Source organism: Methylobacterium sp. 17Sr1-1, assembly GCF_003173775.1.
GTDB lineage: Bacteria > Pseudomonadota > Alphaproteobacteria > Rhizobiales > Beijerinckiaceae > Methylobacterium.
Map to the genome: position 1 here is coordinate 3,169,243 of NZ_CP029552.1, position 26,956 is coordinate 3,196,198.

14 protein-coding genes and 12 pseudogenes are annotated in these 26,956 nt (G+C 72.4%); 16 read left to right on the forward strand and 10 right to left on the reverse strand.

Annotated elements, in window-relative coordinates; translation table 11 throughout:
- Positions 1-78: 78 nt before the first annotated feature.
- The 5 genes and pseudogenes from poxB (at position 79) to DK412_RS31550 (ending at position 5,597) form a co-directional block, all read left to right on the forward strand.
- On the forward strand, positions 79-1,812 hold the full coding sequence (poxB, locus tag DK412_RS14255) for a ubiquinone-dependent pyruvate dehydrogenase (protein WP_109972483.1): 1,734 nt from the start codon (positions 79-81) through the stop codon (positions 1,810-1,812).
- Between the two features lie 714 nt (positions 1,813-2,526).
- A pseudogene (locus DK412_RS14260) lies at positions 2,527-4,708 on the forward strand (TonB-dependent siderophore receptor).
- 4 nt (positions 4,709-4,712) lie between these two features.
- On the forward strand, positions 4,713-5,000 hold the full coding sequence (locus DK412_RS14265) for an iron transporter (protein WP_109972484.1): 288 nt from the start codon (positions 4,713-4,715) through the stop codon (positions 4,998-5,000).
- Positions 4,997-5,374: a PepSY-associated TM helix domain-containing protein gene (locus tag DK412_RS31545; protein ID WP_348629393.1), complete on the forward strand. Its 378-nt coding sequence runs from the start codon at positions 4,997-4,999 to the stop codon at positions 5,372-5,374. Before DK412_RS14265 ends, DK412_RS31545 begins: the two co-directional genes overlap by 4 nt.
- On the forward strand, positions 5,283-5,597 hold the full coding sequence (locus DK412_RS31550; protein WP_348629401.1) for a PepSY-associated TM helix domain-containing protein: 315 nt from the start codon (positions 5,283-5,285) through the stop codon (positions 5,595-5,597). The genes DK412_RS31545 and DK412_RS31550 overlap by 92 nt, the downstream gene beginning before the upstream one ends.
- A gap of 82 nt (positions 5,598-5,679) precedes the next feature.
- On the opposite strand, the gene DK412_RS31555 is transcribed toward DK412_RS31550, so the two are convergent.
- From DK412_RS31555 to nudC, 5 genes and pseudogenes are all read right to left on the reverse strand, one after another.
- Positions 5,680-5,994, reverse strand: coding sequence for a hypothetical protein (locus DK412_RS31555; RefSeq protein WP_245447657.1), 315 nt, complete (start codon positions 5,992-5,994; stop codon positions 5,680-5,682).
- A 1,177-nt stretch (positions 5,995-7,171) separates the two neighbouring features.
- Positions 7,172-7,318 carry a hypothetical protein gene (locus DK412_RS30980; RefSeq protein WP_245572003.1) on the reverse strand — a complete coding sequence of 49 codons (147 nt, stop codon included), beginning with the start codon at positions 7,316-7,318 and terminating at the stop codon, positions 7,172-7,174.
- Positions 7,319-7,603: 285 nt separating this feature from the next.
- Entirely contained in the window at positions 7,604-7,972 is a 369-nt protein-coding gene (locus tag DK412_RS30985; protein ID WP_245572004.1) for an inositol monophosphatase family protein, read from the reverse strand.
- Positions 7,973-8,138: 166 nt separating this feature from the next.
- Positions 8,139-8,994, reverse strand: a pseudogene (locus DK412_RS30205) (dihydrodipicolinate synthase family protein); the annotation flags it as partial.
- Positions 8,995-8,996: 2 nt separating this feature from the next.
- Positions 8,997-9,937, reverse strand: a pseudogene (nudC, locus tag DK412_RS14295) (NAD(+) diphosphatase).
- 799 nt (positions 9,938-10,736) lie between these two features.
- Between nudC and DK412_RS30990 the strand changes: the two are divergent.
- Complete coding sequence (locus tag DK412_RS30990) at positions 10,737-10,916, forward strand: hypothetical protein (protein WP_109972486.1); 180 nt, start codon at positions 10,737-10,739, stop codon at positions 10,914-10,916.
- Positions 10,917-10,952: 36 nt separating this feature from the next.
- On the opposite strand, the pseudogene DK412_RS14305 reads toward DK412_RS30990, so the two are convergent.
- From DK412_RS14305 to DK412_RS14320, 4 genes and pseudogenes are all read right to left on the reverse strand, one after another.
- Positions 10,953-11,371: pseudogene (locus DK412_RS14305) on the reverse strand (HIT family protein).
- Between the two features lie 64 nt (positions 11,372-11,435).
- Positions 11,436-12,276: pseudogene (locus DK412_RS31560) on the reverse strand (universal stress protein).
- Between the two features lie 311 nt (positions 12,277-12,587).
- Positions 12,588-13,745: pseudogene (locus tag DK412_RS14315) on the reverse strand (MFS transporter); the annotation flags it as partial.
- A gap of 165 nt (positions 13,746-13,910) precedes the next feature.
- Positions 13,911-14,450: a gamma-glutamylcyclotransferase gene (locus DK412_RS14320; RefSeq protein ID WP_109972487.1), complete on the reverse strand. Its 540-nt coding sequence runs from the start codon at positions 14,448-14,450 to the stop codon at positions 13,911-13,913.
- A 251-nt stretch (positions 14,451-14,701) separates the two neighbouring features.
- Here DK412_RS14320 and DK412_RS14325 point away from each other — a divergent pair.
- The 6 genes and pseudogenes from DK412_RS14325 (at position 14,702) to DK412_RS31005 (ending at position 20,696) form a co-directional block, all read left to right on the forward strand.
- Positions 14,702-15,779 (forward strand): annotated as a pseudogene (locus DK412_RS14325) (DUF2125 domain-containing protein).
- A gap of 316 nt (positions 15,780-16,095) precedes the next feature.
- Positions 16,096-17,912: pseudogene (locus DK412_RS14330) on the forward strand (aminopeptidase P family protein).
- A gap of 596 nt (positions 17,913-18,508) precedes the next feature.
- Complete coding sequence (locus DK412_RS14335; protein WP_245447664.1) at positions 18,509-18,862, forward strand: SgcJ/EcaC family oxidoreductase; 354 nt, start codon at positions 18,509-18,511, stop codon at positions 18,860-18,862.
- A 747-nt stretch (positions 18,863-19,609) separates the two neighbouring features.
- Positions 19,610-19,900 (forward strand): annotated as a pseudogene (locus DK412_RS31410) (serine hydrolase); the annotation flags it as partial.
- A gap of 97 nt (positions 19,901-19,997) precedes the next feature.
- A pseudogene (locus DK412_RS31415) lies at positions 19,998-20,410 on the forward strand (serine hydrolase domain-containing protein).
- Between the two features lie 19 nt (positions 20,411-20,429).
- The gene (locus DK412_RS31005; protein ID WP_245447669.1) at positions 20,430-20,696 is read left to right on the forward strand and encodes a serine hydrolase; all 267 of its coding nucleotides are present in this window, start codon (positions 20,430-20,432) and stop codon (positions 20,694-20,696) included.
- 202 nt (positions 20,697-20,898) lie between these two features.
- Here the strand turns inward: DK412_RS31005 and DK412_RS14345 are convergent.
- A pseudogene (locus DK412_RS14345) lies at positions 20,899-22,138 on the reverse strand (nucleoside transporter C-terminal domain-containing protein).
- Positions 22,139-22,256: 118 nt separating this feature from the next.
- Here DK412_RS14345 and DK412_RS14350 point away from each other — a divergent pair.
- The 4 genes and pseudogenes from DK412_RS14350 to recQ all read left to right on the forward strand — a co-directional run bounded on the left by DK412_RS14350 (position 22,257) and on the right by recQ (position 26,927).
- Positions 22,257-22,964, forward strand: a complete 708-nt coding sequence (locus DK412_RS14350) for a caspase family protein (RefSeq protein WP_109972488.1) — start codon at positions 22,257-22,259, stop codon at positions 22,962-22,964.
- Between the two features lie 83 nt (positions 22,965-23,047).
- Positions 23,048-23,287, forward strand: a complete 240-nt coding sequence (locus DK412_RS14355) for a hypothetical protein (RefSeq protein WP_109972489.1) — start codon at positions 23,048-23,050, stop codon at positions 23,285-23,287.
- 1,207 nt (positions 23,288-24,494) lie between these two features.
- Positions 24,495-24,821 carry a hypothetical protein gene (locus tag DK412_RS14360; protein WP_109972490.1) on the forward strand — a complete coding sequence of 109 codons (327 nt, stop codon included), beginning with the start codon at positions 24,495-24,497 and terminating at the stop codon, positions 24,819-24,821.
- 260 nt (positions 24,822-25,081) lie between these two features.
- Positions 25,082-26,927, forward strand: a pseudogene (gene recQ, locus DK412_RS14365) (DNA helicase RecQ).
- Positions 26,928-26,956 lie beyond the last annotated feature (29 nt).

Genomic DNA, 26,956 nt, shown 5'->3' on the forward strand with positions numbered 1-26,956 from the left:
GGGTGGGGCGCCTCGACGAGAGACTTTTCCTTTCCCGCCGCGGCCGAGCCGCGGCGGCGCAGCGCGCAGGAGCTTGTCATGACGGGCCGTACCATCGCCGATCTCTGCATCGAGACCCTGGAACATGCCGGCGTGGAGCGCGTCTACGGCGTCGTCGGCGACAGCCTGAACGGCCTCACCGAGGCGATCCGGGCGCGGGGAAACATCCGCTGGGTGCATGTGCGCCACGAGGAGGTGGCGGCCTTCGCGGCCTCCGCCGACTCGCAGGGGACGGGCGGGCTCGCGGTCTGCGCCGGCTCCTGCGGCCCCGGCCACCTCCACCTCATCAACGGCCTCTACGACGCCCACCGCTCGCGCACGCCGGTGCTGGCGATCGCCGCCCACATCCCCTCGGCCGAGATCGGCACCAACTACTTCCAGGCCACCCATCCGGAGGCGCTGTTCCGGGAGTGCAGCCATTATTGCGAGCTGGTCTCCGATCCGGCCCAGCTGCCGTTCGTCCTCGAGATCGCGATCCGCACGGCGATCGGAAAGGGCGGCGTGTCGGTGGTGGTGATCCCGGGCGACGTCGCCCTGAAGGAGGCGCCGGAGCGGGCGCTCGCCGCGCCCGCGACGCTGGCTCCGAAGCCGCCGATCGTCCTGCCGCTCGCCGGCGAGCTCGATGCGCTCGCCGACCTCCTCAACGGATCGCAGAAGGTGACGCTGTTCTGCGGCCGCGGCTGCGCCGGGGCGCGCGACCAGGTGATCCAGCTCGCCGAGGCGCTGCAGGCGCCGGTGGTGCACGCGCTCGGCGGCAAGGAGCACGTCGAGAGCGACAACCCCTACGACGTCGGCATGACCGGGCTGATCGGCTTCTCCTCCGGCTACGCCGCGATGGAGGCCTGCGACGCCCTGCTCATGCTCGGCACCGACTTTCCCTACCGCCAGTTCTATCCCGAGAAGGCGAGGATCGCGCAGGTCGACATCCGGCCGGAGAATCTCGGCCGCCGCTGCCGGCTCGATCTCGGCCTCGTCGGCGACGTCGCGGTGACGATCGCCGGCCTGCTGCCGCGGCTGAAGGGCAACCGCGATTCGGCCCATCTCGATCGCTGCCTGAAGCATTACGCCAAGGCCCGCGAGGGCCTCGACGACCTCGCCACCGGCAAGCCCGGCCGCAAGCCGGTCCACCCGCAATACCTGACCAAGCGGGTCAGCGAGGCGGCGGCGCCCGACGCCGTGTTCACCGCCGATGTCGGCACGCCGACGATCTGGGCGGCGCGCTACCTGACGATGACGCCGGGCCGGCGGCTCGTCGGCTCCTGGGCGCACGGCTCGATGGCGAACGCCATGGCGCACGCGATCGGGCTCCAGGCCGCGTTGCCGGGCCGGCAGGTGATCGCGCTCGCGGGCGACGGCGGCTTCACCATGCTGATGGGCGACCTCCTCACCCTGGTGCAGGAGAAGCTGCCGGTGAAGGTGGTGGTGTTCAACAACGGCACGCTCGGCTTCGTCGAGATGGAGATGAAGGCCGCCGGCTACCTCGAGACCGGCGTCGCGCTCCAGAACCCCGACTTCTCGGCCATCGCCCGCGCCGCCGGCCTGCACGGTCGCCGGGTCGAGGATCCGGGCGAGCTGGAGGGGGCGCTCGCCGAGATGCTGGCCCATGACGGCCCCGCCCTCCTCGACGTGGTGACGAACCGCCAGGAACTCGCCATGCCGCCCCGGATCCAGGCCGAGCAGGTGAAGGGCTTCAGCCTCTACGTGATGCGCGCGGTGATGAACGGCCGCGGCGACGAGATCATCGAGCTGGCGAAGAGCAACCTGATCCGGTGAGCGCGGGGCGCGAGGCCGCCCGGAGCAGGAAGAGGCGCAGGCCTCTCCTCGCCCCGGGCGCAGGGCTGTCCGGGAGAGGGGCAAGCCTGCGCTTCGCTGCCATCGACAGGACGCAGACGGAAACCCTGCGGGGCACGTCGCATCGTGCCCGCTCCTCCACAGGCTCGGATGGCGCGCGAAGCACCGCCGCATCGCACACCGGGTTCCGCTGCGAAGGATCATCCGAGCTTCGCCACGGCGATACCTATGTCTTTCGGCCTAGGCGTATCCGCCCGGACCACGCCTGACCCTGCGTCGGCGTTTCGCCTTTGCCGGCCGGCCGGCGCCACGATCCACGTCTCTCCTCCCGGGTACTTCGCACAAGCGCGGCCGGACCGAGCGATGATCTCCATAGATCAACGCATCGCATCTCCATAGAAATTCCTCGATGCTCTCATTGTAATAGCTATAAAACATAGTCCTTGTTAGCGCTCAGCGATTTTGCCATTCGGTTTCCAGCCGCGGCCCCGTGTCCTGTTCATGGTGTTGTCGGCCGCGGTCAGCGTTCCCGCTCGCCCTGGATCTTCGTCATGCCCGTCCCGTCGTCGCGTCGCGCTTATCCCCTCTCGCTCGCGGGCGTCGGCTGACCCGGTCGCTCCTGTCGGGCGTGGTGCTGTCGGCCGGTCTCGCCGCGGGGCGCGGGCCCAGGACGGGGCCGAGATCGCCCTCGACACGATCAACATCGAGGGCGCCCGCCCGATCGCGGCGACCGCCGCGGGACGCAGGCCGGCGGTGCCCGGCTACGTCGCCTCGCGCAGCGTGGTGGCGACCAAGACCGACACGCCGATCCTCGAGACCGCGCAATCGATCACCGTGATCGGCCGCGAGCAGATCGAGGACCAGAACGCGCTCACCATCAACCAGGCCCTGCGCTACAGCCCGAGCGTGACGACCGAGCAGCGCGGCGGCGCCGGCCAGACCCGACTGGAGCAATTCCTGATCCGCGGCTTCTCCGCGCCGCTCTCCTCGACGGGATGCGCCTGCCGACCTCCCGCGACGCCTTCCCGTCGGTCGATCCTACCGGATCGAGCGCATCGACATCGTCAAGGGCCCGGCCTCCGTGCTCTACGGCCAGTCGGGCCCCGGCGGCATCGTCAACCTGACGTCGAAGATGCCGCAATTCGTCCGCCACGGCGAGGTCTTCCTCCAGGGCGGCGGCTTCAGCGAGGTCCGGGGCGGCGTCGACGTCGGCGGGCCGATCACCTCCGAGACCACCGTGCCGGGCACCGAGCAATTCGCCTACCGGGTGACGGCCTCGGGCTGGAACGGCGACGGACCGGCGGTGACGACGCGGGTCGAGCGCGCCTTCATCCAGCCGAGCGTGACCTGGCGGCCATCCGCCGACACCTCGCTCACCGTGCTCGGCCTCTACCAGCGCGACCCGTTCTCCGGCTTCTACGGCGGCTTCCCGGCCTACGGCACGCTGTTTCCGCGCAATTTCGGCAACGGCATCGTCGGGCGCCTGCCGGTCGATTTCTACGATGGCGACCGCAACTTCGAGAAGTCGGACCGCACGCAAGCCGCGGTGACCTACATCCTCGATCACCGCTTCGACGACACCTTCCGCTTCCACTCCTCGGGCCGCTTCCTGCGCACCGAAGGGCAGTATCGCAGCGTCTACTCGACGTTCCTCACCAACGGCATCGCCACGCCGAGCCCGCTCACCACCGGCCCCCTGCTCAACCGCTCGCGCATCGCCACCGACGTGGCGATCGACGCCTACACGATCGACAACTACTTCGAGGCGAAGTTCGACACCGGTCCCTTCGCCCACACCGCGCTCCTCGGCGTCGACCACCAGACGATCAAGACCCGCACCCTGTCCTCCGCCTTCCCGGCCGCGCCCGACCTGAACCTGCTGGCGCCGAACTACGACATGACGATCCCGGTGCCGCCCTACACCACCAATGCGCGCCTCACCGCGCAGCAGACCGGCGTCTATCTCCAGGACCAGATCAAGTTCGACCGCCTGGTCCTGACGCTCGGCGGGCGCTACGACGTCGCCCGCCAGAGCGGGCCGACCCGGACGCTCGCCACCGGCGCCGTGGCGTTCCAGGACGTGCCCTCCGACGCGACGACCTACCGGGCGAGCCTGCTCTACCGCTTCGACGAGGGCATCGCGCCCTACGTCTCCTACAGCGAGGCGTTCGAGCCGATCACCGGCGGGCGCATCTTCGATCAGGCCTTCGGCTCGACCGGCCGCATCCCCGACCCGATCTCGAGCCGCCAGTACGAGGCCGGGATCAAGTATCAGCCGCCGGGCACCGACATCCTGCTCACCGCGGCGGCCTTCGACATCAAGCGCTCGAACACCCTGACGCCGGACCCGGCCAATCCGGGCTTCAACCTGCAGACCGGCGAGATCGGCGTGCAGGGGGTCGAGTTCGAGGCCCGCGCGACGCTCGCCGAGGGGCTGAACCTGATCGGCGGCGTCTCCTTCCTCGACGTGCGCAACACCCGCGACACCACCACGACCTTCAACCAGGCCACCGGCCAGACCGTGCCGATCGTGGGCCTGCGCCCCGTCCAGATCCCGGACCGCACCGCCTCGCTGTTCGTCGACTACACGGTCCAGTCCGGCCCGCTGCTGGGCCTGAGCCTCGGCGGGGGATTCCGCTACCTCGGCGGCTCCTGGGGCGACGCGGCCAACAGCCTGCGGGTGCCCGAGAGCGTGCTCGTCGACGCGGTGGCGCGCTACGACCTCAAGCATCTCGACCCGAAGCTCACCGGCTTCGACCTTCAGGTCAACGCCCAGAACCTCCTCGACGAGCGGGTCGTGAGTGGCTGCCTCTCCTACGCCGGCTGCTATGTCGGCCTGCCGCGCACGGTCTACGCGACCCTGCGCTACCGCTGGTGAGACCATGAGCCTCCCCTTCTCGACCCGCGCGGCGGTGGCCGGCCGCGTCGTCCTCGCCGCCGGCGGGGGCTACGCGATCGCGGCCCTCGCCACCGCCCTCCTGTCGCTGGTCCTGCCGATGCCGCGGGCGGAGGCCGTGACGACGGCGACGCTTCTCAGCTTCGCCGTCATGGTGGGGATCGTGGTCGCGGTCTTCGCGGCCCGCTCGGTCGGGCGGGCCGCCGTCATCGTCGGGGTCCTCGCCCTGGTGCTCGGGGCCGCCCTCTGGCTCGCCACGGGATCATCGTCATGAAACGGGGCTTTCGCCAGTCCATGGCCTGGCTGCACACCTGGTCCGGCCTCGTCGTCGGCTGGGTGCTGTTCGCCGTCTTCGTCACCGGCACCGCGACCTATTACCGGGCCGAGATCTCGCGCTGGATGCAGCCGGAGCTGCGGCGGGAGGCCACGATCACCCCCGAGGCCCTGGCGGTGGCGGCCGAGCGCGCGGTGGCGCATCTCTCGAGGCCCGTGCGGGGCACGCCCGGACCTGGTTCATCGGCCTGCCGACCCCGGAGCGGCCCCTCGTCGAGCTGTTCTGGCGCAATCGCCCGGGCACGCCGCCGGGCCACGTCCTCCTCGATCCGGCGACCGGCGGCCGGCTTCGATGCGGGCGACGCGGGGCGGTGATTTCTTCTACCGCTTCCACTTCGAGCTGAATCTGCCGCCGCTCTGGGGCCGCTGGATCGTCGGGATCTGCGCCATGGTGATGCTGGTGGCGCTGGTCAGCGGCGTCGTCACCCACCGGCGCATTTTTTCGGATTTCTTCACCCTGCGCCGGGACAAGGCGGCGCAGCGCGGCTGGCTCGACGCCACAACGTCAGCGGCGTGCTGGCGCTGCCGTTCCACCTGATCACCTATACGGGCGTGGTGACGCTCGCGCTGATGTACATGCCCTGGGGCGTCACGGCGGCCTATCACGGCGATCAATTCGCCTACTTCGCCGAGACCGGGCAGATCACGAGAAACCGCCCGGCCGCGGGCGAGCCCGGCACCCTCGCCCCGGTCGGGCCGATGGTCGCCCGGGCGCTCGCGACGCTTCCCCAGCCCCTGGAGCGGCTCACCATCGCCAACCGCGCGATGCGAATGCCACCGTGGTGGCGGTGTTCGAGGAGCCGCACGGCCTCTCGCACGAGCACCCGCAGGTCGCCTTCGCGGGCACCAGCGGCGCGGTCGTCGAGGTGCTGTCGGGGGGCTTGCGGCCGGCGGCCAAGACCTTCACCACGATGGTCGGCCTGCACGAGGCGCATTTCGCCGGGGCGCCTTGCGGCTGCTGTTCGTCCTGTGCGGGCTGCTCGGCTGCGCGATGGTGGCAAGCGGGCTGGTGCTCTGGACCGTGGCGCGGCTGCCGCGCGCCGGGATCGCGCCGGGGTGGGGCTGGCGCCTCGTCCACGCCTCAATCTCGGCACGATCACGGGCCTGCCGGCGGGCATCGCCGCCTACTTCCTGGCGAACCGGCTGCTGCCCCTCGGCCTCGGGGCCCGGGCGGAATGGGAGGTCGGGGTGTTCTTCGGCGCCTGGATCGCCGTGACCCTCACCGGCGCGTGGCCGGCGCCGCGCCGGGCCTGGCGCGGGGCGCTCGGCCTCGTGGCCGCCCTGTTCGTGGCGGCCGTGCTCGCCGATCTCGCGACCGCCGGGCGCTGTGGGACGATGCCCTCTGGTTCCTCGGCTTCGACGCCGTCCTCCTCGCCGTCGCGGCCGGTTTCGCCCTCGTCGCGCACAAGGTCGACCGCTTCGCCGCCCCGCGCCGGCGCGCCGGATGGCGGAGGACTCCGCGGCCGCAGCGCGGTTGGGGCGGGCATGACGCTCCTCGTCGGCTCAGGGCTCAGCTTCCTCGGGCTCGCCGCCCTGTGCCTCTCCATGGCCCGGCACCATCAGGCGGTCTGGTCGCGCCCGCCGGACCGGCCCGCGCACGCGCCTTCCGCACCCCGGTTGGGGACTGATCGCCCTGTCGCTCGCCGCCGCCGTCCGGGGCGAGGGCTGGAATTTCGGCCCGGTCGACTGGCTCGGGTCGCTGGTCGGGGCAGGCCTCGTGCTGATCGTCGTCCAGTCGTACCGGCCGCGGGCGCTGCTGTGGCTGGCTCCGCTCGCGGGGGTGGTCGCGGTGGCGGGGTGATCGCCGGGGCGGTCTGAACCCCCGTGCCTTGGCACTCGGCGACTGTGCTCCGGTCGATTCCACACCCTCCCGTCATGCCGGGGCCGCGCAGCGGAGCCCGGAATCCAGACACTCAGGTGGGAGAGGATCAAGCGGAACGCTGTCCGCCCTTATCTGAACCATCCGCGGTTCTGGATTCCGGGTTCCGCGGCGCGTCCCCGGAATGATAGGGAGGATGGCAATCCTGTCGATGGACATCTTGCATCCGCCGACAGGACCCGCCCCTCACCCCCGCCGCGACGCCTCGGCCAGCCGCCGACAGGACCCGCCCCTCACACCCGCCGCGACGCCTCGGCCAGCCGGCGCAGGTCCGCCACCACCGCTCGCGTGCCGGCATAGAGCAGCCCGCCGGTGAGCATGTCGTCGGAGCCGAGATACTCGGCGACGCCGCCGGCCTCGCGCACCAAGCAGGCCGGCATAGCAATCCCAGGAATTGAGGCCGGGATCGTAGTAGCCGGCGAGCCGCCCGGCGGCGACGTAGGCGAGCATCAGGCGCCCGAGCCGTTGCGAAACAGCACGCCGCCCTCGGTGTAGAGGCGTGCACGAAGGCGGCGGCTTCCGCGGCCGGGGTCTTCTGGGTCGCGCCGAAGCCGATATTGGCCGAGGTGAGCACCGTCCCGGGTCGATGCGCAGGGGGCGGCCGTTCACGGTCGCGCCCTCGCCCACCAAGCCCGCATAGGTCTCGCGCAGGACCGGCGCCTCGATCACGCCGGCGACCAGCCCTCGGGGCCGCGCACGCCGATCGACACGCACCAGTTCGGCTGGCCGTTGAGGAACGGGCTGGTGCCGTCGATCGGATCGACGACCCAGGTATAGCCCGACCGGCTCGGGACCGGGTCGTGCTCCTCGCCGATCACCCCGTCCTCCGGAAACGCCTCCGCGATGCGGGCACGGATCAAGAGCTCGACCTCGCGGTCGGCCTGCGAGACGAGGTCCTGCGCGCCGCTCTTCTGCTCGATCACCAGCTCGTCGCGGGCGTTGAAGAAGCCGAGCGCCGTCTCGCCGGCGGCGCGGGCGATCGCGAGGGCGGCGTCGCGGCGGGATGCGGCGGCGCGGGCGGTGTCGGTGGTCATGACGAACGGTTCCTCGAACGGGTGGATGCGGCCGTCCTACACGGCCGGGTGTCTCAGGTGTGCGACGCCAAGTCTGGGTCGGTGATGTCTGGGTCGCTGATGTCTGGTCGCTGATGTCTGGGTCGGTGATGTCCGGGCCGGTGATGTCCGGGCCGGTGACCGCGGCGAGCGCCGCCGCGATGGCCGCGCGGGCCTCGGGCGAGGCCGGGGCTCTGCGGCGGCACCGGATCGCCGACGGCGTAGCCCTGCATCTGGAGCGCCGCCTTGACGCAGGCCGCGAGATTGTAGCGGGCGAAGACCTCGTTGAAGGCCCAGACCCGCTTCTGCAGCGCCACCGCCTCCGGCCACCGTCCTCCCGGCACAACCGGTACAGCGCCAGGCATTCCCGCGGGATGACGCAGGCAGGACCGCGAACCAGCCCTTGCCGCCGAGCATCATCACGCTCGGCGATGTGCGAGGAGGCGGCGAAGACGTCGAGATCGTCGCCGACGCGGTTGATGATGGAGAGCAGGCGCCCGGTATTGGTCGAGGCGTCCTTGATCCCGACGATGTTCGGGTGGCGGGACAGCCGCGCGATCGAGGCGACCGACAGGTCGGCGCGCTGGAAGTTCGGGTTGGTGTAGAGGATGATCGGCAGGTCGGTGGCGTCGGCGACGGACAGGAAGTAGCGCTCGACCTCCGCCTCGGGAGCGGGAAGTAGGCATCGAGGATCAGCACGATGCCGTCCGCCCCCGCCGCCCGGCAGGCCTTCGCCTGCGCCACCGCGCCGCGGATCGCCGTCGAGGCGACGCCCGCAGGACCGGCACCCGGCCGGCGGCGGCGGCCACCACCGCCGCCACGCTCTCGCGCTTCTGCGCCTCGTCGAGATAGGCGAACTCGCCGGTCGAGCCGAGCGGCGTCAGGCCGTGCACGCCGGCCGCGATCAGGTCGTCGCAGAGCGTCGCCATCACCCCGGCCTCGATCCGCCCCTCGGCGTCGAGCGGGGTGACGAGGTAGGGGATGATGCCCGCGAAGCGCGCCATCGTCACCGCTCCGCGAAGGTGCGCACCAGGGCGTGGGCGATCGCCATCGGCGGCGGGGTCATCAGGCCGTCGGGGTGGTGGCGCTCCAGCATCTGCCGCACCTCGGCGCGGGTGAACCAGCGGGCATCCTCCAGCTCGGTCCGGTCGAGCACCAGGGCGTCGCCTTCCGCCTCGCCCTCGCAGCCGATCATCAGCGAGGACGGGAACGGCCAGGGCTGCGAGAGGTGGTAGCGCACCGCGCCGACCCGCACGCCGGCCTCCTCGAAGGTCTCGCGCCGCACCGCGTCCTCGATGGTCTCGCCGGGCTCGAGGAAGCCGGCGAGGCAGAATAGACGCCGGGCGCGAACCGGGCCTGGCGCCCGAGGAGGCAACGGTCGCCGTGCGTCACCAGCATGATCACCACCGGATCGGTGCGCGGGAAGTGCTCGGTGCCGCAGGACGCGCAGTCGCGCCGGAAGCCGCCGCAGGAGAGCGTGGTGGCGTTCCCGCAATTGGCGCAGAAGCCGTGCCGGGCGTGCCAGCCGAGCAGCGACTTGGCGGTGGCCATCACCCCCATCTCGGGCGCCGGCACCGCCCCCTCGGTCGCGACGGCGCGGGCGTCGAGCACCCGGTAGGCGGGATCGCCAGAGAAGAGCGCCGCCGCATCCGCCGGCAGCGCGCCGGCGAAGGCCGGCCGGCCGCCGACCCGGCCGAGGAAAAGCTCGGGCGAATGCGGGCCGGCGCGCGCCGCGTCCTCGCGCGACAGGAGGCAGGTGGCGCCGCCCTCGGTCACCCGCAGCACCGGCACGTCGCCGCAGAACAGGAGAAGGCTCGCGTCGGGCGTCTCCGCCAGGGTCGGGGTCGGGCCGCTGCGCTCGGCGGAGTGGCGCTCGAGCAGGCTCCGGGCATAGCCGAGGCGATCCAGGGAGTAGGGCAAGGAGACGGTCAAGGCTTGCGACCTCATGCATCATCGTGCGGAGCCCGGCGCGGCCCCTCGCGTCACCGCCAGCATGGGCAGGCAAAATGATGCAAAAGCAAGGCGCCGGGCGAGGCGGGCGCCATGCTCCCGGTGCAGCCGGATCCAGGGGCCCGCCCCGGACGCGATCGTCCGGACATCGTCGGTCCGGCCCGTGCCGCCTCGGGGATGAGCCGGGCATCCGGGTCAATCCGCGACCGAATCGATCCGGGATGCCCGATTTCCGGACCGTTAAGGCTGGAGGAACGCCGACGAGCGTCCGGGCCGATCGCCCGGCGGCGGCCTCGCGCCGGGGAGCCCCCGTTAATCCTCGAACCCTACACCTGCTCGTGTTCGGTGACGCAACGCCATCCGTCGTGGGTCTGGGTTCCTGACATGAGAGCCAACGCATTCATCGCCGGCCTGTGCCTGCTCGGGGCCTGGGCCGGGAGCCTCGCGGCGCGGGAAGCGGCAGCGACCTCGACGCCCTGCTCGCCGCACCCGGCAAGGCGAGGCCCCGGGTCGATGTCGACGGCCGGCCGCTCCTGCCCGAATCCCTGCGGGACCGGCTGGCGGTGGTCTCCTTCGTGAGCGCCGACTGCACGATCCTCTGCGTCACCCGGACGATGGACCTCGACGCGCTGGCCCGCGACCTGCCGGCCTCCTTGCGCGGCCGCGTCGTCTTCCTCGCCATCGGCATGGATCCGGCCGGCGACGACGCGGCGCGCCTGCGCGCCGTCGTCAAGCAGCTGCTCGGCCCGGCGCCGCAGGTCCGGGTGCTCCCGTCCGACGCGCCGGGGTCAAGGCGGTGGCGGAAGCCCTGCGCTACCCGGCGTCCTCGCTGCCCGAACCGCCGCCCGCGATCCTGCTGTTCGACCGCCGCGGGCAATCCGCCATGGTGTATGGCGGCGATCCCCTCGACGCTCCGCGCCTGCGGCGGGACCTCGTCGCCCTCGACGCGTTCGCCGAGGGCCTCGACCGGCCCTGAGGCTCAGCCTCGCGGCGGAACGGATACCGTCCGGCCTCACGCCGCCGCGAACAGCGCCCGCGCCCGCTCGACCAGCTGCGCCGCCGCATGCGCCGGATAGGGCTCCCGCGTGCCGTGCCCCCAGACCGGCCCGGCCAGGCCGGATCCGACCGAAACCGCCCGACGACGTGGACGTGCATCTGCGCCACCACGTTGCCGAGGGCCCCGACATTCACCTTGTCGGGCTGGGCGAGCGCCTGCATCACGCCCACCGCCAGCCGGGTCTCCTCCATCAGCCGGGCCGCGTCCGCCGGCGACAGGTCGGTGAGCTCCGAGACCTCCGGCCGGCGCGGCACCAGGACCAGCCAGGGGAAGCGCTTGTCGTCGAGCAGCAGCACCCGCGACAGGGCGAGGTCGCCGAGCAGGATCGTGTCGGCGGAAAGCCGCGGGTCCAGGGGGAAGTCGTCGGTGGGCAAGTCGTCGGTGGGCAAGTCGTCGGGGGGGAGTCGTCGGTGGGGGGTCGTCGGTCATGCGGGTCCGTCAATGCGCCATCAGCACCGGCATCGCGGCGTGGGCGAGGATGTGGCTGTGGCGCCGCCGAAGATCATCTGGCGCAGCCGGCTCTGGGTATAGGCGCCCTTGACCAGGAGGTCGCAGCCGATCGCCTCCGCCTCGGTCAAAAAGATCTCGCCGACGGTGCGGCGGCCGGCGGCGAGGGTGCGCCCTTGCGCCGACAGGCCCTCGCGGTTGAGGGCGGCGGCCATCTCCTCGGCGCTCGGGCCCGGCACCATGCCGGCATCGACCCCCAGCACCTCGATCCGGGAGGCGGCGCGCAGAAAGGGCGCCGCGAAGGCGACGGCGCGGGCGGTCTCGGTCGAGCCGTTCCAGGCGATCACCACGGTCTCGCCGATGCTGGCGGGCGACGTCGGCGGGGCGATGATCAGGGGGCGGCCGCTCTCGAACAGCACCGCCTCGAGGGTGGTCATCCGCGGCGCGCCCTCGCCCTGCCGGGCCGGCCGACCACGGTGGCGTTGAACAGCCGCGCGTGCTGCGCCAGGAAGCCGTCGCCGGGCGGGGCGTCGGGCCGCCAGCGCCAGCGCGGTCCGGTCTTGCCCGCGTCGGCGCTCTCGCGGGTGATGCCGTGGCGCTCCATCGCGGCGGTGAACAGTCCGCCGCAATCGCGGGCCTCGACGAGGTCGGTCTCCTCGTCGCGCACCCAGGTCATGCCGCCGACCATGTCGACGGGGACGTACTCGGCCAGCGCCGGGCGCAGGCCGAACCCCTCGATGCCGGCGCCGAAGCGGCGGGCGGTGAGCACCGCGGTGTCGAGGACCGAATCGAGCAGGGTGTGGCGGGCGACCGGAACGAGGAGCGTCTTCATGATGGCGCACTCACCTCAGGGGCCTCGGGGATGACGGGCGCGATTGCATCACGCCGGCCTCCGGCCTGTCCAGTAGGCGCCTCCAGGCAATCCCGGCCCGATCTCTGGATCGCACCCGATCGCGTTGCGCTCGGGCGCGATCCAGGCCCTTGATTTTGAAGCATTTTCTGCGACGAACCGGCATCCACTTCGTCGGAAAATGCTCTAAGGGCCGGCTGGGGCCCCGGCCGTCTCCCGGCGCGGCTCGGGCGGATCGTCCTGGCTGCAGGCCGCGCCCGCGCCGTCCCGGCCGCCGGGGCGCAGGTCTCCTCCAGCCACAGGGCCAGCACCAGGGCGAGGCCCGCGGGTGCCGCGAGCGCCAGGAAGGCCCAGGTCCAGCCGAGATGGAGCGCGAGCAGCCCCCCGACCCAGCCCGAGAGGGCGCCGCCCACCCCCTGCACCGCCGCGACGGTGCCGAGCGCCGTCTGGGTGCGGCCCGAGCCCCAGGTGAGGTCGGCGACCACCACCGGCACGCGACGCCGATGACGCCCGAGGCGACGCCGTCGAGCACCTCCGCCAGCACCAGCCAGTACGGATCGGACAGGAAGGCCGAGAGCAGCGCCCGGACCGGCAGCACCGCGCAGGCGACGAGGAGGAGCTGGCGCCGGCCGCGCCGGTCGGCGAGCGAGCCGGCAAACAGCGCCACCGGGATCATCACGGCCTGCGCGACGATGACGTAGCGGGCGGTCCAGCCGGTGCCGTCCTGGCCGGACGCCACAGCTTCTGGCCGAGCAGGCTCAGCATCGAGCCGTTGGCGAGGTTGAACAGGGCGAGCGCCGCCGAGAGGATCAGGAGGCGCCGGTCGGACAGGACCTTGAAGATGCCGGAGCGCTCGGGCTTGTCGTCCGGATCGTCCTCCTTCCAGCCGACGGCGCGCCGGCCGTTATAGGCTTGCCTCGGCGTCGTCAGCGCCGCCGCGATGGCGCAGGCCGAGAGCACGCCGAGCACCCAGAAGGCAATGCTCGGCCCCATGACTGGCGTGCCGAAGCTGATCACCAGGGCGGCGCCGAGGATGCCGACGTGGTTCCAGGCCTGGTTGCGGCCCTGCTGCTTCGGAAAGGCCTGCTTGCCGACCATGCCGAGGGTCAGCGCCGTCACCGCCGGCACACCAGGGTGCCGCCGGCGGCCGCCACGAACTGAGCGGCGAGCACCGTCATGAAGGAGCGCGCCGGCAAGAGCAGCAGGGTGCCGACGAGGATCGCCGCGCAGGCCGCCGCGATCAGCATCCGGGGCCGGCCGAGCCGGTCGACCAGGGCGCCGAGCGGACCGCTCAGGGCGAGCGTCGCGAAGCCCACGAGGGTGGTGACGAGGCCGACCTGGCTCGGGCTCCAGTGCGCGGCCTGCGCCAGCCAGGTGCCGAGGAAGGGGCCGAGCCCGCCCTGGATGTCGCCGAAGGCGTTGATCAGGGCGAGATGGGTCGTGGGATTCATCAACGCGGAGGCGCTCCCGTTCGCTCGAGGTCTCTTGCCTGGGCTTCTTGCCTGGGGTCTCTTGGCGGACCCACACGGACCAACGCGCCTGAACGGGGAATGATCGGATCGGTGCGGTGACGTCCGGGTGAGATGCGGGCGCCCTCTCGCCGGGGAAAAACCCCGTCAGGGGCTCGGCACCGCGCAGGCGGCGGCGAGGCGGGCGAGCATCGGGTCGGGGATGCCCATGGCGACGAGCTGGTCGTGGGTGTGGCGGACGTAGTCCGGGTTGGCGCCCGAGCGGCCGAGCCCCTGGCGCACCAGCCGCACCAGCTCGGCCTCCGGCAGGCGGCCGGCATATTGCGGGTGGCGGCGGTCGACGAGGTAGGTCACCGCCTCGATCCGGCGCCCGTCGTCGAGGGTGACGCCGAGCAGCCGCTCGACATAGACCGCCGTGACCTGCTCGCGCTCGCGCAGGTAGGCGAGCGTGCCCGCGGCCTCCGGGCCTGCGACCCGGAAGGCCATGCCGCGGCAGGAGCCGCCGCGGTCGAGCCCGAGCACCAGGCCCGGCCGCTCCGGCGTGCCGCGATGGACGTGCGAGAGCACAGAGCGAGCGGTGGTAGCCGCGCAAGCGCCCCGGCCCGCTCTCACGAAGGGGAAGCCCGGCCGCCACATCAGCGAGCCGTAGCCGAACACCCACAGATCCGACGGTGCGCCCGCCTGCATCACCTTGTTTCCTCCCGGCAGGTTTCTTCCGGCGCCTCGTCCGGCACGACCTCGTGAGCGGGCCGCCCGACCTGCAACTCTTGCCGGGCGCGGCCGGTAGCAGCTACGGGGACGCGGTTCAATCCGGGCGGCCCGTGCCGGGCCGCCGCATTGCCGGGATCATGCCGATGAACAGGCCGACCACCGTTGGGACGACCAACGAGACGCCGCCGAGCGGGCGCCCGGGCCAGGCACCCGGTCGCGGGCCCGGCCTGCGCCTCGGCCTGTTCGCGCCGTTCGCGCTGCTGCTCCTGCTGGCCCTGGCCTGGACCGCGGGCTGGTTCTGGCTGCGGGGCAGGGCCGAGGGCGAGATCGACGCGTGGTTTGCCCGCGAGGCGCAGGCCGGCCGGCAATGGACCTGCAAGGACCGCTCGCTGACCGGCTTCCCGTTCCGGTTCGAGCTGCGTTGCACGGAACTCGCCTTCGCCCGCTCCGACGTGCGCTTCACCACCGGGCCGGTGGTGGTGGCGCAGGTCTACCAGCCGCGCCACGTGATCCTGGAGGCGACCGGGCCGTTCCGGGTGCAGCAGGGCGGGCTCGAGGCCAACGTGACCTGGCCAGCTGGAAGCGAGCGTGCATGCCACGAGCGACGGCTTCCAGCGCGCCTCCGTGGTGGCGGACGGGCTCAAAGGGGCCGTCACCGGCGCCGACCCCTCGCCGATCGACTTCACGGTCGGCCATCTCGAACTGCATGCGCGGCCGACCCCGGGGCGCTTCTCCACCGACGGCGCGGTCGACCTGAGCGCCCGGGTGCTGCAGGCGGGCCTGCCGCTCCTCGACCCGGTGCTCGGCGGGACCGAGCCCGCCGACATCGCCCTCGACGCCACCGTGACCCGGGCGGCGGCTTTTCGCACCCGCACCCTGGCGCAGGAACTGGAGCGCTGGCGCGAGGCCGGCGGCACGGTCGAGATCGCCAGCCTCGCCGCCGAGAAGGGCAGCCGGCGCCTGCGGGCGCAAGGGATGCTCGCCCTCGACGACCAGCACCGGCCCTCGGGCCAGCTCGACGTGCGCACCGCCGGCCTGGAGCAGGTGATCGCGCCGCTGATCAGCGAGCAGCTCGGGGCGCGGCTCGGCGGCGACGGGGCGGCGCTGATCGGCAACATCGTCGGCCAGTTCCTCGGCGGGCGCCGCAAGGAGCCGGCGCCGGGCGCGGGCCCGTCCCAGGACCGGTCCCAGGACCGCCCCGGCGAGCCGCCCCTGAAGGTGCTGCCGACCGTGCGGCTCACCGGCGGGCGCGTGGTGGTCGGCCCCTTCGCGGTGCCGAACGTGCGGCTCCAGCCGCTGTATTGAGGATATGCCTCGGTCCTGGGGCGAATTGAAATCCTCGGGGTCATGACATCCTCAGGGTCATTCCGGGGCTGCGCAGCGGAGCCCGGAATCCAGAACCGCGAATGGCACGGAAAAGAGCGAACAACGTTCCGCTTCATCCTGCACAACCTGTGTGTCTGGATCCCGGGCTCCGCTGCGCGGCCGGGGGATGACGCGGAGGGTGAGGAACGTGGTTCGCATCTGAGTGGATGCGCGTGATCCACGCATGGACGAAAGCCCGCCCGCCTGCCGAGGACAGCGGTTGCCGCCCCGCCCGCGGCGTCGTACCCCAGGGGGCATGAGCCAGACCGCCCGCTTCCAGAGCTTCGAGGATCCCAGCCACCGGGAGGGCGCGGCGCGGATCGCCGCGCTCCGGGCCGCGATGGCGCAGAGGGATTTGCCGGCTTCGTCGTGCCCGGGCCGACGAGCACCAGTCGGAATACGTGCCGCCCAACGCCGAGCGGCTGGCCTGGCTCACCGGCTTCACCGGCTCGGCCGGCACCGCGGTCGTGCTCGCCGACAAGGCCGCCCTGGTCGTCGACGGGCGCTACACCCTCCAGGCCGCCGAGCAGGTCGATACGAGCGTCGTCACCCCGTGCCGCTCGCCGAGACCAGCGTCGAAGCCTGGATCGCCGCCAATCTGCCGGCCGGCGGGTGCTGGCCTACGATCCCTGGCTGCACACCCGGACGGGCTCGTCCGCTGGAGCGCGCCGCCAGGGAGGCCGGCGGGCGCGTCGAGCCAACCTCCCTCAACCTCGTCGACCTCGTCTGGATCGACCGCCCCTCCGCCCCGCGGCCCCGGTGGTGACGCATCCCGAGAGCCTGGCCGGCGAGGCGGCCTCCGCGAAGCTCGGGCGGGTGCGCGAGGCCCTGGCCAAGGCGCGGCTCGACGCGCTGGTCGTGTCGGATCCGCACAACCTCGCCTGGGTCTTCAACCTGCGCGGCGGCGACGTCGCCCACACGCCCCTGCCGCTCGGCTACGCGGTGATCCCGCGGGAGGGCGCGGCGCGCCTCTTCCTCGACCCCGAGAAGGTGACGGAGGAGGCCGCTCGCGCCCTCGAGGGCCTCGCCGCGCGGGACGAGCCGGGGCGCTGCCCGCCGCGCTCGACGCCCTCGGCGCCGCCAAGGCTCGGGTGCGGGTCGATGCGGCGACCGGCGCCGTGGCGCTCGGCCGGCGCATCACGGCCGGCGGCACGCTCGATGTCGGGCCCGATCCGATCACCGCCATGAAGGCGGAGAAGAACGCCGCCGAGATCGCCGGCTCCCGCGCCGCGCATGTCCGCGACGGCGCCGCGGTGACCCGCTTCCTCGCCTGGCTCGCCCGGGAGGCGCCCGGCGGGGCGGTGTCGGAGATCGACGCGGTGGTGCGGCTCGAGGCGTTCCGGATCGAGACCGGCTCCTTGCGCGAGGTCGCCTTCCCGACCATCTCAGGTCAGGGCCGAACGGCGCCATCGTGCATACCGCGTCACCGCGGCACCGACCGGCGGGTGCAGCCGGGCGAGCTCTTCCTGATCGATTCCGGCGCCCAGTACGGCGACGGCACCACCGACATCACCCGCACGGTGGCGGTCGGCACCCCGAGCCCGGAGATGCGCGACCGCTTCACCCGGGTGCTGAAGGGCCACATCGCCATCGCCACCGCGGTCTTTCCCGGGGCACCACGGGGGCGCAGATCGACGCCTTCGCCCGCCGCCCGCTCTGGGAGGCCGGCCTCGACTTCGACCACGGCACCGGCCACGGCGTCGGCGCCTTCCTGTCGGTGCACGGGCCGCAGCGCATCGCCAAGACCGGCACGGTGGCGCTGCAGCCCGGCATGATCGTCTCGAACGAGCCGGGCTACTACAAGACCCGCGCCTTCGGCATCCGGATCGAGAACCTGGTCCTGGTCGAGGAGCGGGCGATGGCGGGCGCCGAGCGCCCGATGCTCGGCTTCGAGACCCTGACGCTCGCGCCGTTCGACCTCGCCCTGGTGGTGCCGGAGTTGCTCGACCCGCAGGAGACCGCCTGGCTCGACGCCTACCACGCCCGGTGCGCGAGACGCTGTCGGATCTGGTCGATCCGCAGACCCGCGAGTGGCTGGCCGCCGCGACGCGGCCGGTCGCGGCCGTCCCGTGAGGCAGGTCGCGGGGCGCGCGAGCGGCAGCGCACGGCGCTCTCCGGGTCGTCCCGGGGCTCGCGTGAAAGACGAGAACCCGGGATCCATCACCACTGACGATGTCGAACGACGCGACCGGCGTTCCTCTCCGTCCTGAAAGCTCGGGATTTACGGATCCCGGGTTCCGCTGTCGCGGCCCGGGATGACGACGGGGGGTTCGACGTCAGTCAGCCAATGCGAAGGGGGCTCAGGATGAGGCCGCACGTGGGCGCAAGACGTCGAGCAGTTAAATAGGCCGCATATTACGCAATGTAACAGTTAAATAAGCTGTCATCTTTCTCTATATACTTCGATCTAAGTCTCCAGGAACTGCGCGCTCGTCCGGAGCAGCGCGCATTCTGCTCGATTACGCGACTCCGTCGCCGTACTGTCCCGCTGCCGATCGCGGCAGGGGGAAGACCGAATCATGAGGACGACGATGCTCGCGGCCTTGGCCGCCGGGCGGCGATGCTGGCCGCCCTCCCGGCACGGGCCGAGACGACGGATTGCGCGGCGGTGAGCCAGCGCCAGGTCGAGGGCCTGTTCGACCGCTGGAACCAGTCGCTGGCGACGCTCGATGGCCAAGGTCACGGCGAATTACGCGCCCGACGCCGTGCTGCTGCCGACCGTGTCGAACACGCCGCGCACCGACCGGGCGATGATCCAGGACTACTTCGTGCACTTCCTGGAGAAGCACCCGCAGGGCGTCATCAACACCCACACGATCAAGCTCGGCTGCAACATCGCGACCGATGTCGGCACCTACACCTTCCTGATCGACGGGAAGAACCCGGGCGAGCACGTCGTGGTGCCGGCGCGCTACAGCTTCGTCTACGTGCTGCGGGACGGCGAGTGGCTGATCGCGCACCACCATTCCTCGGCGATGCCGGAGCCGGTCGTCGCCGTCACCGCTGCCGCCAAGGAGCATTGAGACCGGTAGCGACGCCTCAATTGGCGTCGCAGGGCTCGGCATCCTCGAGATGCGCGCGCAGCGTGATCTCGCGCGGTGTCGATGCCCGGCCCGGGCCGAGCCTCGCTGATCGGCGGGCGAGTCAGCATCGTGCCCCAGAACAACCCGGTGGCGAGGGCGAGGGCGGAGAGAGCGGTCAGGATACGCATGTCGCCTCCTGCGGCCCATTTCCGACGGGCCGGGCTGGTCTTCGGTAATCTCGATCGAGCGGGCACGCGCCATAAGCCGGCCGCCCGCTGTATCGCGGGCCCGCCAAGGCGCCTCATCCCGGTATTCTCTTCAATCGTGCGCGATCGGATGCTGGAACCGGCGCACCGAAGACCAGTGATCGCCCCGCCGCCGCAGCAAAGGGCCGGCGAGGCGCGTTCACGCCTGCTTCTTTATTCCGGCTGGCGTAGAGGCAACCGCGGACGGTGTCATCCCTCATTTTGATGAGACAGCGTCATATCGCGATCCCCCGGTTCGATGCCAGGAACCATGGGCCATCCGTCGCTTTATCTTGAACGCAAGACAATCGCGCCCTCGCAACCGAGCCGTCCTCGGCCGCCCGCGCTCCGGGCCTGACACGGCGACGCCCGGCGGGGTAGGCTTGCGACAGCCAAGACGAAGATCGGGAGGACACGGGATGCACGACGATCTCGAGCGGGCGGCCGACGCGATCCTGCGGCGCGGGATCGACGAGGCCCCGCACCTGGCGGGATCGTCGCCATGGCGACCGACCGGGAGCGCACGCTCTATGCCGGCGCCGCCGGGCAGCGGGGCGAGGACGCGCCGATGACGACCGACACGGTCCTGGCGATCTTCTCCACCACCAAGGCGGTCACCGCCACCGCCGCGCTGCAACTCGCGGAAGAGGGCCGGCTCGACCTCGACGCCCCGGCCTCGGCTTACGTGCCCGACCTCGACGGGATCCAGGTGCTCGAGGGGTTTTCGGAGGACGGCGCCCCGCGCCTGCGCCCGCCGGCGCGTCCGATCACCACCCGGATGCTGCTGCTGCACACTGCCGGCTTCGGCTACGACATCTTCAACGGCTTACGCCCGGCTCCTGCGCGAGAGCAAACGTCCGGGCGTGACCAGCGGCACCCGCGCCTCGCTGATGACGCCGCTGCTGTTCGATCCCGGCGAGTCATGGGAATACGGCAGCAACATCGACTGGGCCGGCCAAGTGGTCGAGGCGGTGACCGGCCGGCGCCTCGGGACGGTGATGCGGGAGCGGATCTTCTCCCCCTCGGCATGGAATCGACCGGCTTCGTCCTGACCGCCGCCATGCGCGCCCGCCTCGCGCGGATGCACCAGCGGGCCGCGGACGGCGGCCTGTCTGTCATCGCCGGCTTCGAGCTGCCGCAGGAGCCGGAGGTCGAGATGGGCGGTCACGGGCTCTACTCGACCGCCGAGGACTACCTGCGCTTCATCCGGATGTGGCTCAACGACGGCGCCGGCCCGCACGGGCCGGTGCTGCGGCCCGAGACCGTCGCGATGCGGCGACGAACGGCCTCGGCCCGGATCTGAAGATCCGCGCCCTGCCGGGGTGAAGCGCCACCTCTCGCACGACGCCGAGTTCCCCGGGATGCCGAAATCCTGGGGGTTGAGCTTCATGATCAACGACGAGGCGGCGCCGACCGGGCGCTCGGCCGGGTCGCTCGCCTGGGCGGGGCTCGCCAACCTGTATTTCTGGATCGACCGGACCGCCGGGATCGGGGGGTTCTGGGGCACGCAACTCTTCCCCTTCGCCGATCCGGCCTCGGTGGCGAACTTTTTGGAGTTCGAGACGGCGGTGTATCGGAGCCTGTCCTGAGCCCTTCAGGTCCCCTTACCGTCCCCACTCGCGACCTCGTCCTGAGGTGACCGGCGATCGAAGATCGCGCGCAGCGGAGGCCTCGATGGAGGCCTCCAGGGATCACGGAGGCTTCTGGAGGCCTCCTTCGAGGCTCAACTCCGGTCGCACCTCAGGATGTCGCGGGCTGGAAGGTGGTGGCTCGCACCCCTGAACCCCGCCCTCACGCCCCGATGAACACCCCGGCGATCGCCGCGCTGGTCAGGTTCGACAGGGTGCCGGCGAGGATCGCCCGGAGCCCGAAGGCGGCCACCTCGGCCCGGCGCTCGGGCACCAGGCTGCCGAAGCTCGCGAGCTGGATCGCGATCGACGACAGGTTGGCGAAGCCGCAGAGCGCGAAGCACAGGATCGCGGTGCTGCGGGGGCCGAGCTCGCCGCTCTTCAGGACCGGCGAGAGGTTGGCGTAGGCCAGGAACTCGTTGAAGGCGAGCTTCTGGCCGATGGCGCCGCCGACGAGCGTCGCCTGGTCCCACGGCACGCCCAGCAGCCAGGCGAGCGGCGCCAGCGCCCAGCCGAGCCCGCCCTCGATCGAGGCGCCCGGCATCCCGACGAGGCCGCCCGCAGAGGCGACGATGCCGTTGACCAATGCGATCAGCCCGACGAAGGCGATCAGCATCGCGCCGACCGCGACGGCGACCGCGGCCCTTCTGGTGCCGTCGGCGGCGGCCTCGATCACGTTGACCGCCCGGGTCTCGCCGAAGGTGACCCGCATGGTCTTGACCCGGCTCGGCTCGGTCGAGGGCACCAGGATCTTGGCGTAGAGGAGCCCGCCGGGAATCGCCATGAACGAGGGCGAGCAGGTAGGGCATCGGCACGCCGAGGCCCGCATAGCCGGCGAGGATCGAGCCGGCGGTGGAGGCCGCCCCGCTCGTCATCACGGCGAACAGCTCCGCACCGGTGAGGAGCGCCAGGAACGGCCGCAGCGCCACCGCGATCTCGCTCTGCCGATGAAGATGGTGATGACCGCCGAGAAGGTCTCGATCCGCGAGGTGCCGAGCACCCGCTGCAACGCTGCGCCCAGCGCCCGGGCGAGCGCCTGCATCACTCCGTAATAGAGCACCGCGATCAGCGCCGAGACGTAGATGATCTGCGCAGCACCCGCAACGCCAGGACGAAGCCGCCGCCGCCGAACAATTCGAACATCTTCGGCTCGACGAGGCCGCCGAACAGGAACGCCACGCCGCGGTCGCCGTAGGACAGGACCGCCTGCACCGCGTCGGCGACGGCGCCGAGCGCCGTGCGGCCGTCGGACCAGAACAGCACCAGGGCGCCGAGCCCGACCTGGACCGCGAGCGCCGACACGACCACCCGCGGCCGGATCGCCCGGCGGTCGGTCGAGACAGGATCGCGATCGCGATCAGGACCGCGATGCTCGCAGCGGCGTGGATCAGGCGGTCCGGCATGCAGTCTTCCCCTTCGTCCAGTGCCGGCAAGCCTGATGCCGCATCGTTCAGTGCCCGTTCAAGCGCGACGGTTCGAGATGGGGCACGCCATGGTCCTGCCTGAAAACGAGGCGATCCAATGCGAAATCCTGGGCGGAAACCCGGGAACTCCCCCGATCGTCCGTCACGGGAGGGCAAACGCCATGCCGCCGCTCCGAATGCCGCCGCTCCGACTCTGGTTCTCGCCCTCGCGGCCCTGGCGGGTCTCATCGCCACCGCCCTCCCCTCGGCCGCGGCCGAGCGGCGGATCGCCCTCGTGGTCGGCAACGGCGCCTATGCAGGCGGCGCGATCCCGACCGCCGCCAACGATGCCGGCCTCGTCGCCCAGACCCTGCAGGCGGCGGGGTTCGACGTCGTCGGCGCCCGCGATCTCGACGAGGAGTCCTTGCGCCGCAGCTTACGCGACTTCACCGACAAGGCCGCGGCCGCCGGCTCCGACGCGGTGGCGTTCGTGTACCTCTCAGGCTACGGCCTGCAGCTCGAGAACGAGGCCTATCTCGCACCCGTCGACGCCCGGATCGAGACCGCCTCCGACGTGCCGCTTCAGGCCCTGCGGGTCTCGGACTACGTCAAGCGCCTCGCGGCTTTGCCGCTCAAGGCCCGCTTCGTGGTGCTCGACGCCGCCCGCACGGCGCCGTTCCGCCTGCGCGGCGATCCGCTCGCCGGCGGCCTGCCGCTCGCCGAGGCCGAGCCCGGCAGCCTGATCGCCTACAACGCCGCCCCGGCACCGTCGGCCCGGCCGAGACCGGGCCCTACGGGGCTTACGCGCTGGCGCTGGTCGAGATGATCCGCGAAGGGGCCTCGCGCCGGCCGCCCTGTTCGAGCGGGTGCGGGCTGGGTGGCGGAGGCGACAAGCGGGGCCGAGGTGCCGTGGAGCGCGTCGCGGATCGACGCGCCGTTCGTGTTCCTGGAGCGGAGGCCGGGGCGCCGTCGCTCGCCGGGTTCGAGGCGCCGCAGAAGCCCCTGGGCGAGATCGGCGCACGCGAGGCCTACGCCGCCTGCCTCGGCCGCGACACCCTGGCGGGCTACGAGGAGTTCGTCGCCGCCTATCGCGCGACCCGCTCAGCCGACGCGTGCGGGCGATCATCGCGGCCCGGCGCGAGGCCCTGACCTGGCGGGCGCGCTCGCCAACACGCCGGAGGCCTACTGGTCCTATCTCGGCCGCTACCCCCGCGGGCCGCATGCCTGGGACGCCCGCCGGCGCCTCTCGGCGCTCGCCGCCGCCTTCGCGCCGCCGCCGATTACCGCGTGCTCGCCTACGACGTGCCGCCACCCCCGCCCGACGAGGTGATCTACGTCGAGCGGCCGGCGCTCTCCCTCGACGACCCGGCCTACGCCCTGCCGCCGCCCCCGTCGCCTTCCTGCCGCCGCGGCCGGCCGTGCTGGTCGAGCTGGACCCGCCCCGCCGCCGGTCGAGGCCTACCTCCTGCCGGTGCCCGCCTACGTTCCCGTGCCCACCTACGTGGTCGCGCCCCCGTCCGTGGTGCCGCCGCCGAACCCGGTGCTGTTCCAGAACCTGCACGTCCAAAACATCACGGTCGTGAACGAGCACGCTCCCGCGCCGGTGCAACCCGGCGCGTCCCGCCTCGCGCCGGTGGCCGGTGCGGTCGCCGGCGCGGCGCTCGGGGCCGCCGCGGCCCAGGTCGCCCTGCCGCCCGCCCTCGCCCAGAAGGCGGCCTTGCGGCCGGATCTCCCGGGCGCACCGGGCCAGGGAACTCCGGGACAAGCAGCGCCGGGCCAGATCCGCGCGCCGGCGGGCCGGTGGGCGGAGTGCCGCCCGGCGCGGCCGCCCTGCGGCCGAGCCTGCCCGGGCAGCCCCTGCCCGGCCAGATCCCGGCTCACAATCCGGCCGGGCCGCGCCCGAATCCCGCGCAGGCGCTGCCCGGCGCGGCGGCACGCCGCTGCCGGCCGTCGCCGGCCGGCCCGCCGGTCCCCAGCCGGGCGGGCGGCCCGTCGGGCTCGGCCAGATCCCGGGTCAGGGTCCGAATCAGGTGTCCGGCCAGCCTCCCGGACAAGCGCCCGGTCAGGGTCCGGCCGGATCCCGCCCTCCGCCGCGCAACCGGTGGGGCCCCCCCGGTCGCCGGGAGACCGGGACAGCCCGCCCTCGCCGCCCGCCCCCCGCAGGGACCGGCCGCCGCAGCGGCTCCGCAGGGCTTGCAACCCCAGGGCGTGCGGCCCCCGGTCGTGCCCTCGCGCCCGGTCCAGCCGCCCCGGATGGTCGCCCCCGCGCAAGCCCCGCGACCGGCGATGCAGCCCCGGCAGGCGGCGCAGCCGCCCCGCATGACGGCCCGGCCCGGGCGCCGCGGCGGATGACGGGTTGCAGCGGATGCGGGTGGAGCAGGCGGCGCGCCAGCAGGCGATGCAGCGCCAGCAGATGATGCAGGCCCAGCAGATGATGCAGGCCCAGCAGGCCCAGCAGGCCCAGGCCCGCCAGCGCGTCGAGGCTCAGCAGATGATGCAGCGCCAGCAGCAGCAGATGCAGGACGCGATGCGGCGCCAGCAGGCCCAGGCCCTGCGCCAGCCGCAGATGATGGGCCGCGGCCCCAGCCGATGCAGCCCCATCCGCAGGCCGCGCCGCGCCCGGCCCCCACGCCCGCCGCCGGGCCATGGTTGCGGGCATCCGGGCGGCCCGCCCTGCCGGTAGGGCCGGGGCCGGCGCGACATCGTCGCGGGCCGGCGTGCCGCGCCCGACGGGCGGCACGGAGATCCCAGCGGCCGGCCGGCGCCGGTCGGCCGCTTTCGTCTTGCTCGCGCCCGCCATCGTCGCCAATTTGTCAGCCGGCCGGTCCACCTCCCGGGCGCGGATGTCGGGCGACAGGGGGCGCGTTCCTGTATAGACACCGGCGCCGATCCATCGACACGCCTCGCGCCCCGTCGCGAGGCCGCGCGGAGCCATCGAACACCATGACAGACCGCCTCGACGAGGCCCGCGCCGCGCTCCGAAAGACCTTCGGCTACGAGGATTTCCGTCCCGGCCAGGCCGAGGTGATCGGCGCCGTGCTCGACGGGCGCGACGTCTTCGCGGTGATGCCGACGGGCTCGGGCAAGTCGATGACCTATCAGCTTCCCGCCCTGGTGGAGCAATCGCTGACCGTCGTCGTCTCGCCGCTGATCGCGCTGATGCACGACCAGGTGAAGCAGATGGAGGGTTCGGCATCGCGGCCGGCACCCTCAATTCGACGGTCTCGGAATCGAGCGCCCGCGAGACCTGGCGCGGCATCCGCTCAGGCTCGTTGCGCCTGCTCTTCGTCTCACCTGAGCGGCTCCTGATGGAGGGCCTGATCGAGGCGCTGCAGGGCGCCGGCGTCCGGCGGCTCGCGGTGGACGAGGCGCATTGCGCTCCCAATGGGGCCACGACTTCCGGCCCGAATACCGCGACCTCGCGCGCGCGCGCGAGGCGCTCGGCGACGTGCAGACCGTGGCGCTGACCGCCACGGCCGATGCGGCGACGCGGGCCGACATCTCCGAGCGGCTGTTTCCCCGCGGCCGCAAGCCGGAGCTGTTCGTCCACTCCTTCGACCGGCCGAACATCCGCCTGACCTTCGCGCCGAAGGAGCACCCGACGCGCCAGCTCTCCCGCTTCCTGCGCCCGCGCAAGGCCGAGAGCGGCATCATCTACTGCTCCTCGCGCAAGCGCACCGAGCAGATCGCCGAGATCCTGCAGCAGGACGGCTTCAACGCGCTCGCCTACCATGCCGGCCTCGACCAGACCGTCCGGATGCGCAACCAGGACACCTTCCTCCAGGAGGACGGCGTCGTGGTGGTGGCGACGGTGGCCTTCGGCATGGGCATCAACAAGCCGGACGTGCGCTACGTCTGCCACGCCGACATGCCTTCGACGATCGAGAGCTACTACCAGGAGATCGGCCGCGCCGGCCGCGACGGGCTGCCGGCCGATACCCTGACTCTCTACGGCCTCGACGACATGGCGCTCCGCCGGCGCCAGATCGACGAGAAGGAGGTGCCGGACGACCGCCGACGGGTCGAGCGCCGCAAGCTCGAGGCGATGATCGCGCTCTGCGAGGGTGCGACCTGCCGGCGGCAGTCGCTGCTCGGCTATTTCGGCGAGCAGAGCGAGCCGTGCGGGCGCTGCGACCTGTGCCGCGGCGGCGTCTCGCTCATCGACGGCACGGTGGCGGCGCAGAAGGTTCTGTCCGCGGTGGTGCGCACCGGCCAGCGCTTCGGTGCCGCCTATATCTGCGACCTCGTCCACGGCAAGGAGAGCGACCAGATCCGCCGCAACGGCCACACCCAGCTCAAGACCTTCGGGGTCGGCTCCGACAAGCCGGTGGCGGCCTGGCGGGCGATCCTGCGCCAGCTCTTCGCGGCCGGCGCCGTGGCGGAGAACAGCGACGGCTACGGCGGCCTGTCCCTCACCGACAAGGGCGAGGCGATCCTGTTCGGCCGCGAGCCGGTGCAGTTGCGCCCCGATCCCGAGCCGAAGGCCCCCAAGGAGCGCCGCCGCGGATCGACCGACCGCGACGACACGCTGGGCCTGTCGGAGGCCGACGAGGCCCTGTTCCAGCACCTGCGGGGCCTGCGCGCGACGCTGGCCCGCCAGGAGGGCGTCGCCGCCTACATGATCTTTCCCGACCGGACGCTCATCGAGATGGCGCGCTCCAAGCCCGTCGACCTCTGGGCCCTTCGCTCGGTCCACGGGGTGGGCGAGCGCAAGCGGGATGCCTACGGGCAGCCTTTCGTGGAGGCGGTGGCGGAGTTCCTGGCGGATGCGGCGAAGCGGGCGGGGTGAGCGGGCTGTCCGTCGCCGGTCCCGCCATC

Bases quoted from the DNA above. Each gene is read 5' to 3' on its own strand.
- poxB (WP_109972483.1), top strand. From the start codon at position 79: ATGACGGGCCGTACCATCGCCGATCTCTGCATCGAGACCCTGGAACAT.
- DK412_RS14265 (WP_109972484.1), top strand. From the start codon at position 4,713: ATGAGCCTCCCCTTCTCGACCCGCGCGGCGGTGGCCGGCCGCGTCGTC.
- DK412_RS31545 (WP_348629393.1), top strand. From the start codon at position 4,997: ATGAAACGGGGCTTTCGCCAGTCCATGGCCTGGCTGCACACCTGGTCC.
- DK412_RS31555 (WP_245447657.1), bottom strand. From the start codon at position 5,994: ATGCGCCTCGTGCAGGCCGACCATCGTGGTGAAGGTCTTGGCCGCCGG.
- DK412_RS30980 (WP_245572003.1), bottom strand. From the start codon at position 7,318: ATGCCGGCCTGCTTGGTGCGCGAGGCCGGCGGCGTCGCCGAGTATCTC.
- DK412_RS30985 (WP_245572004.1), bottom strand. From the start codon at position 7,972: ATGACCACCGACACCGCCCGCGCCGCCGCATCCCGCCGCGACGCCGCC.
- DK412_RS14320 (WP_109972487.1), bottom strand. From the start codon at position 14,450: ATGCAGGCGGGCGCACCGTCGGATCTGTGGGTGTTCGGCTACGGCTCG.
- DK412_RS14335 (WP_245447664.1), top strand. From the start codon at position 18,509: ATGGCCAAGGTCACGGCGAATTACGCGCCCGACGCCGTGCTGCTGCCG.
- DK412_RS14350 (WP_109972488.1), top strand. From the start codon at position 22,257: ATGCGAAATCCTGGGCGGAAACCCGGGAACTCCCCCGATCGTCCGTCA.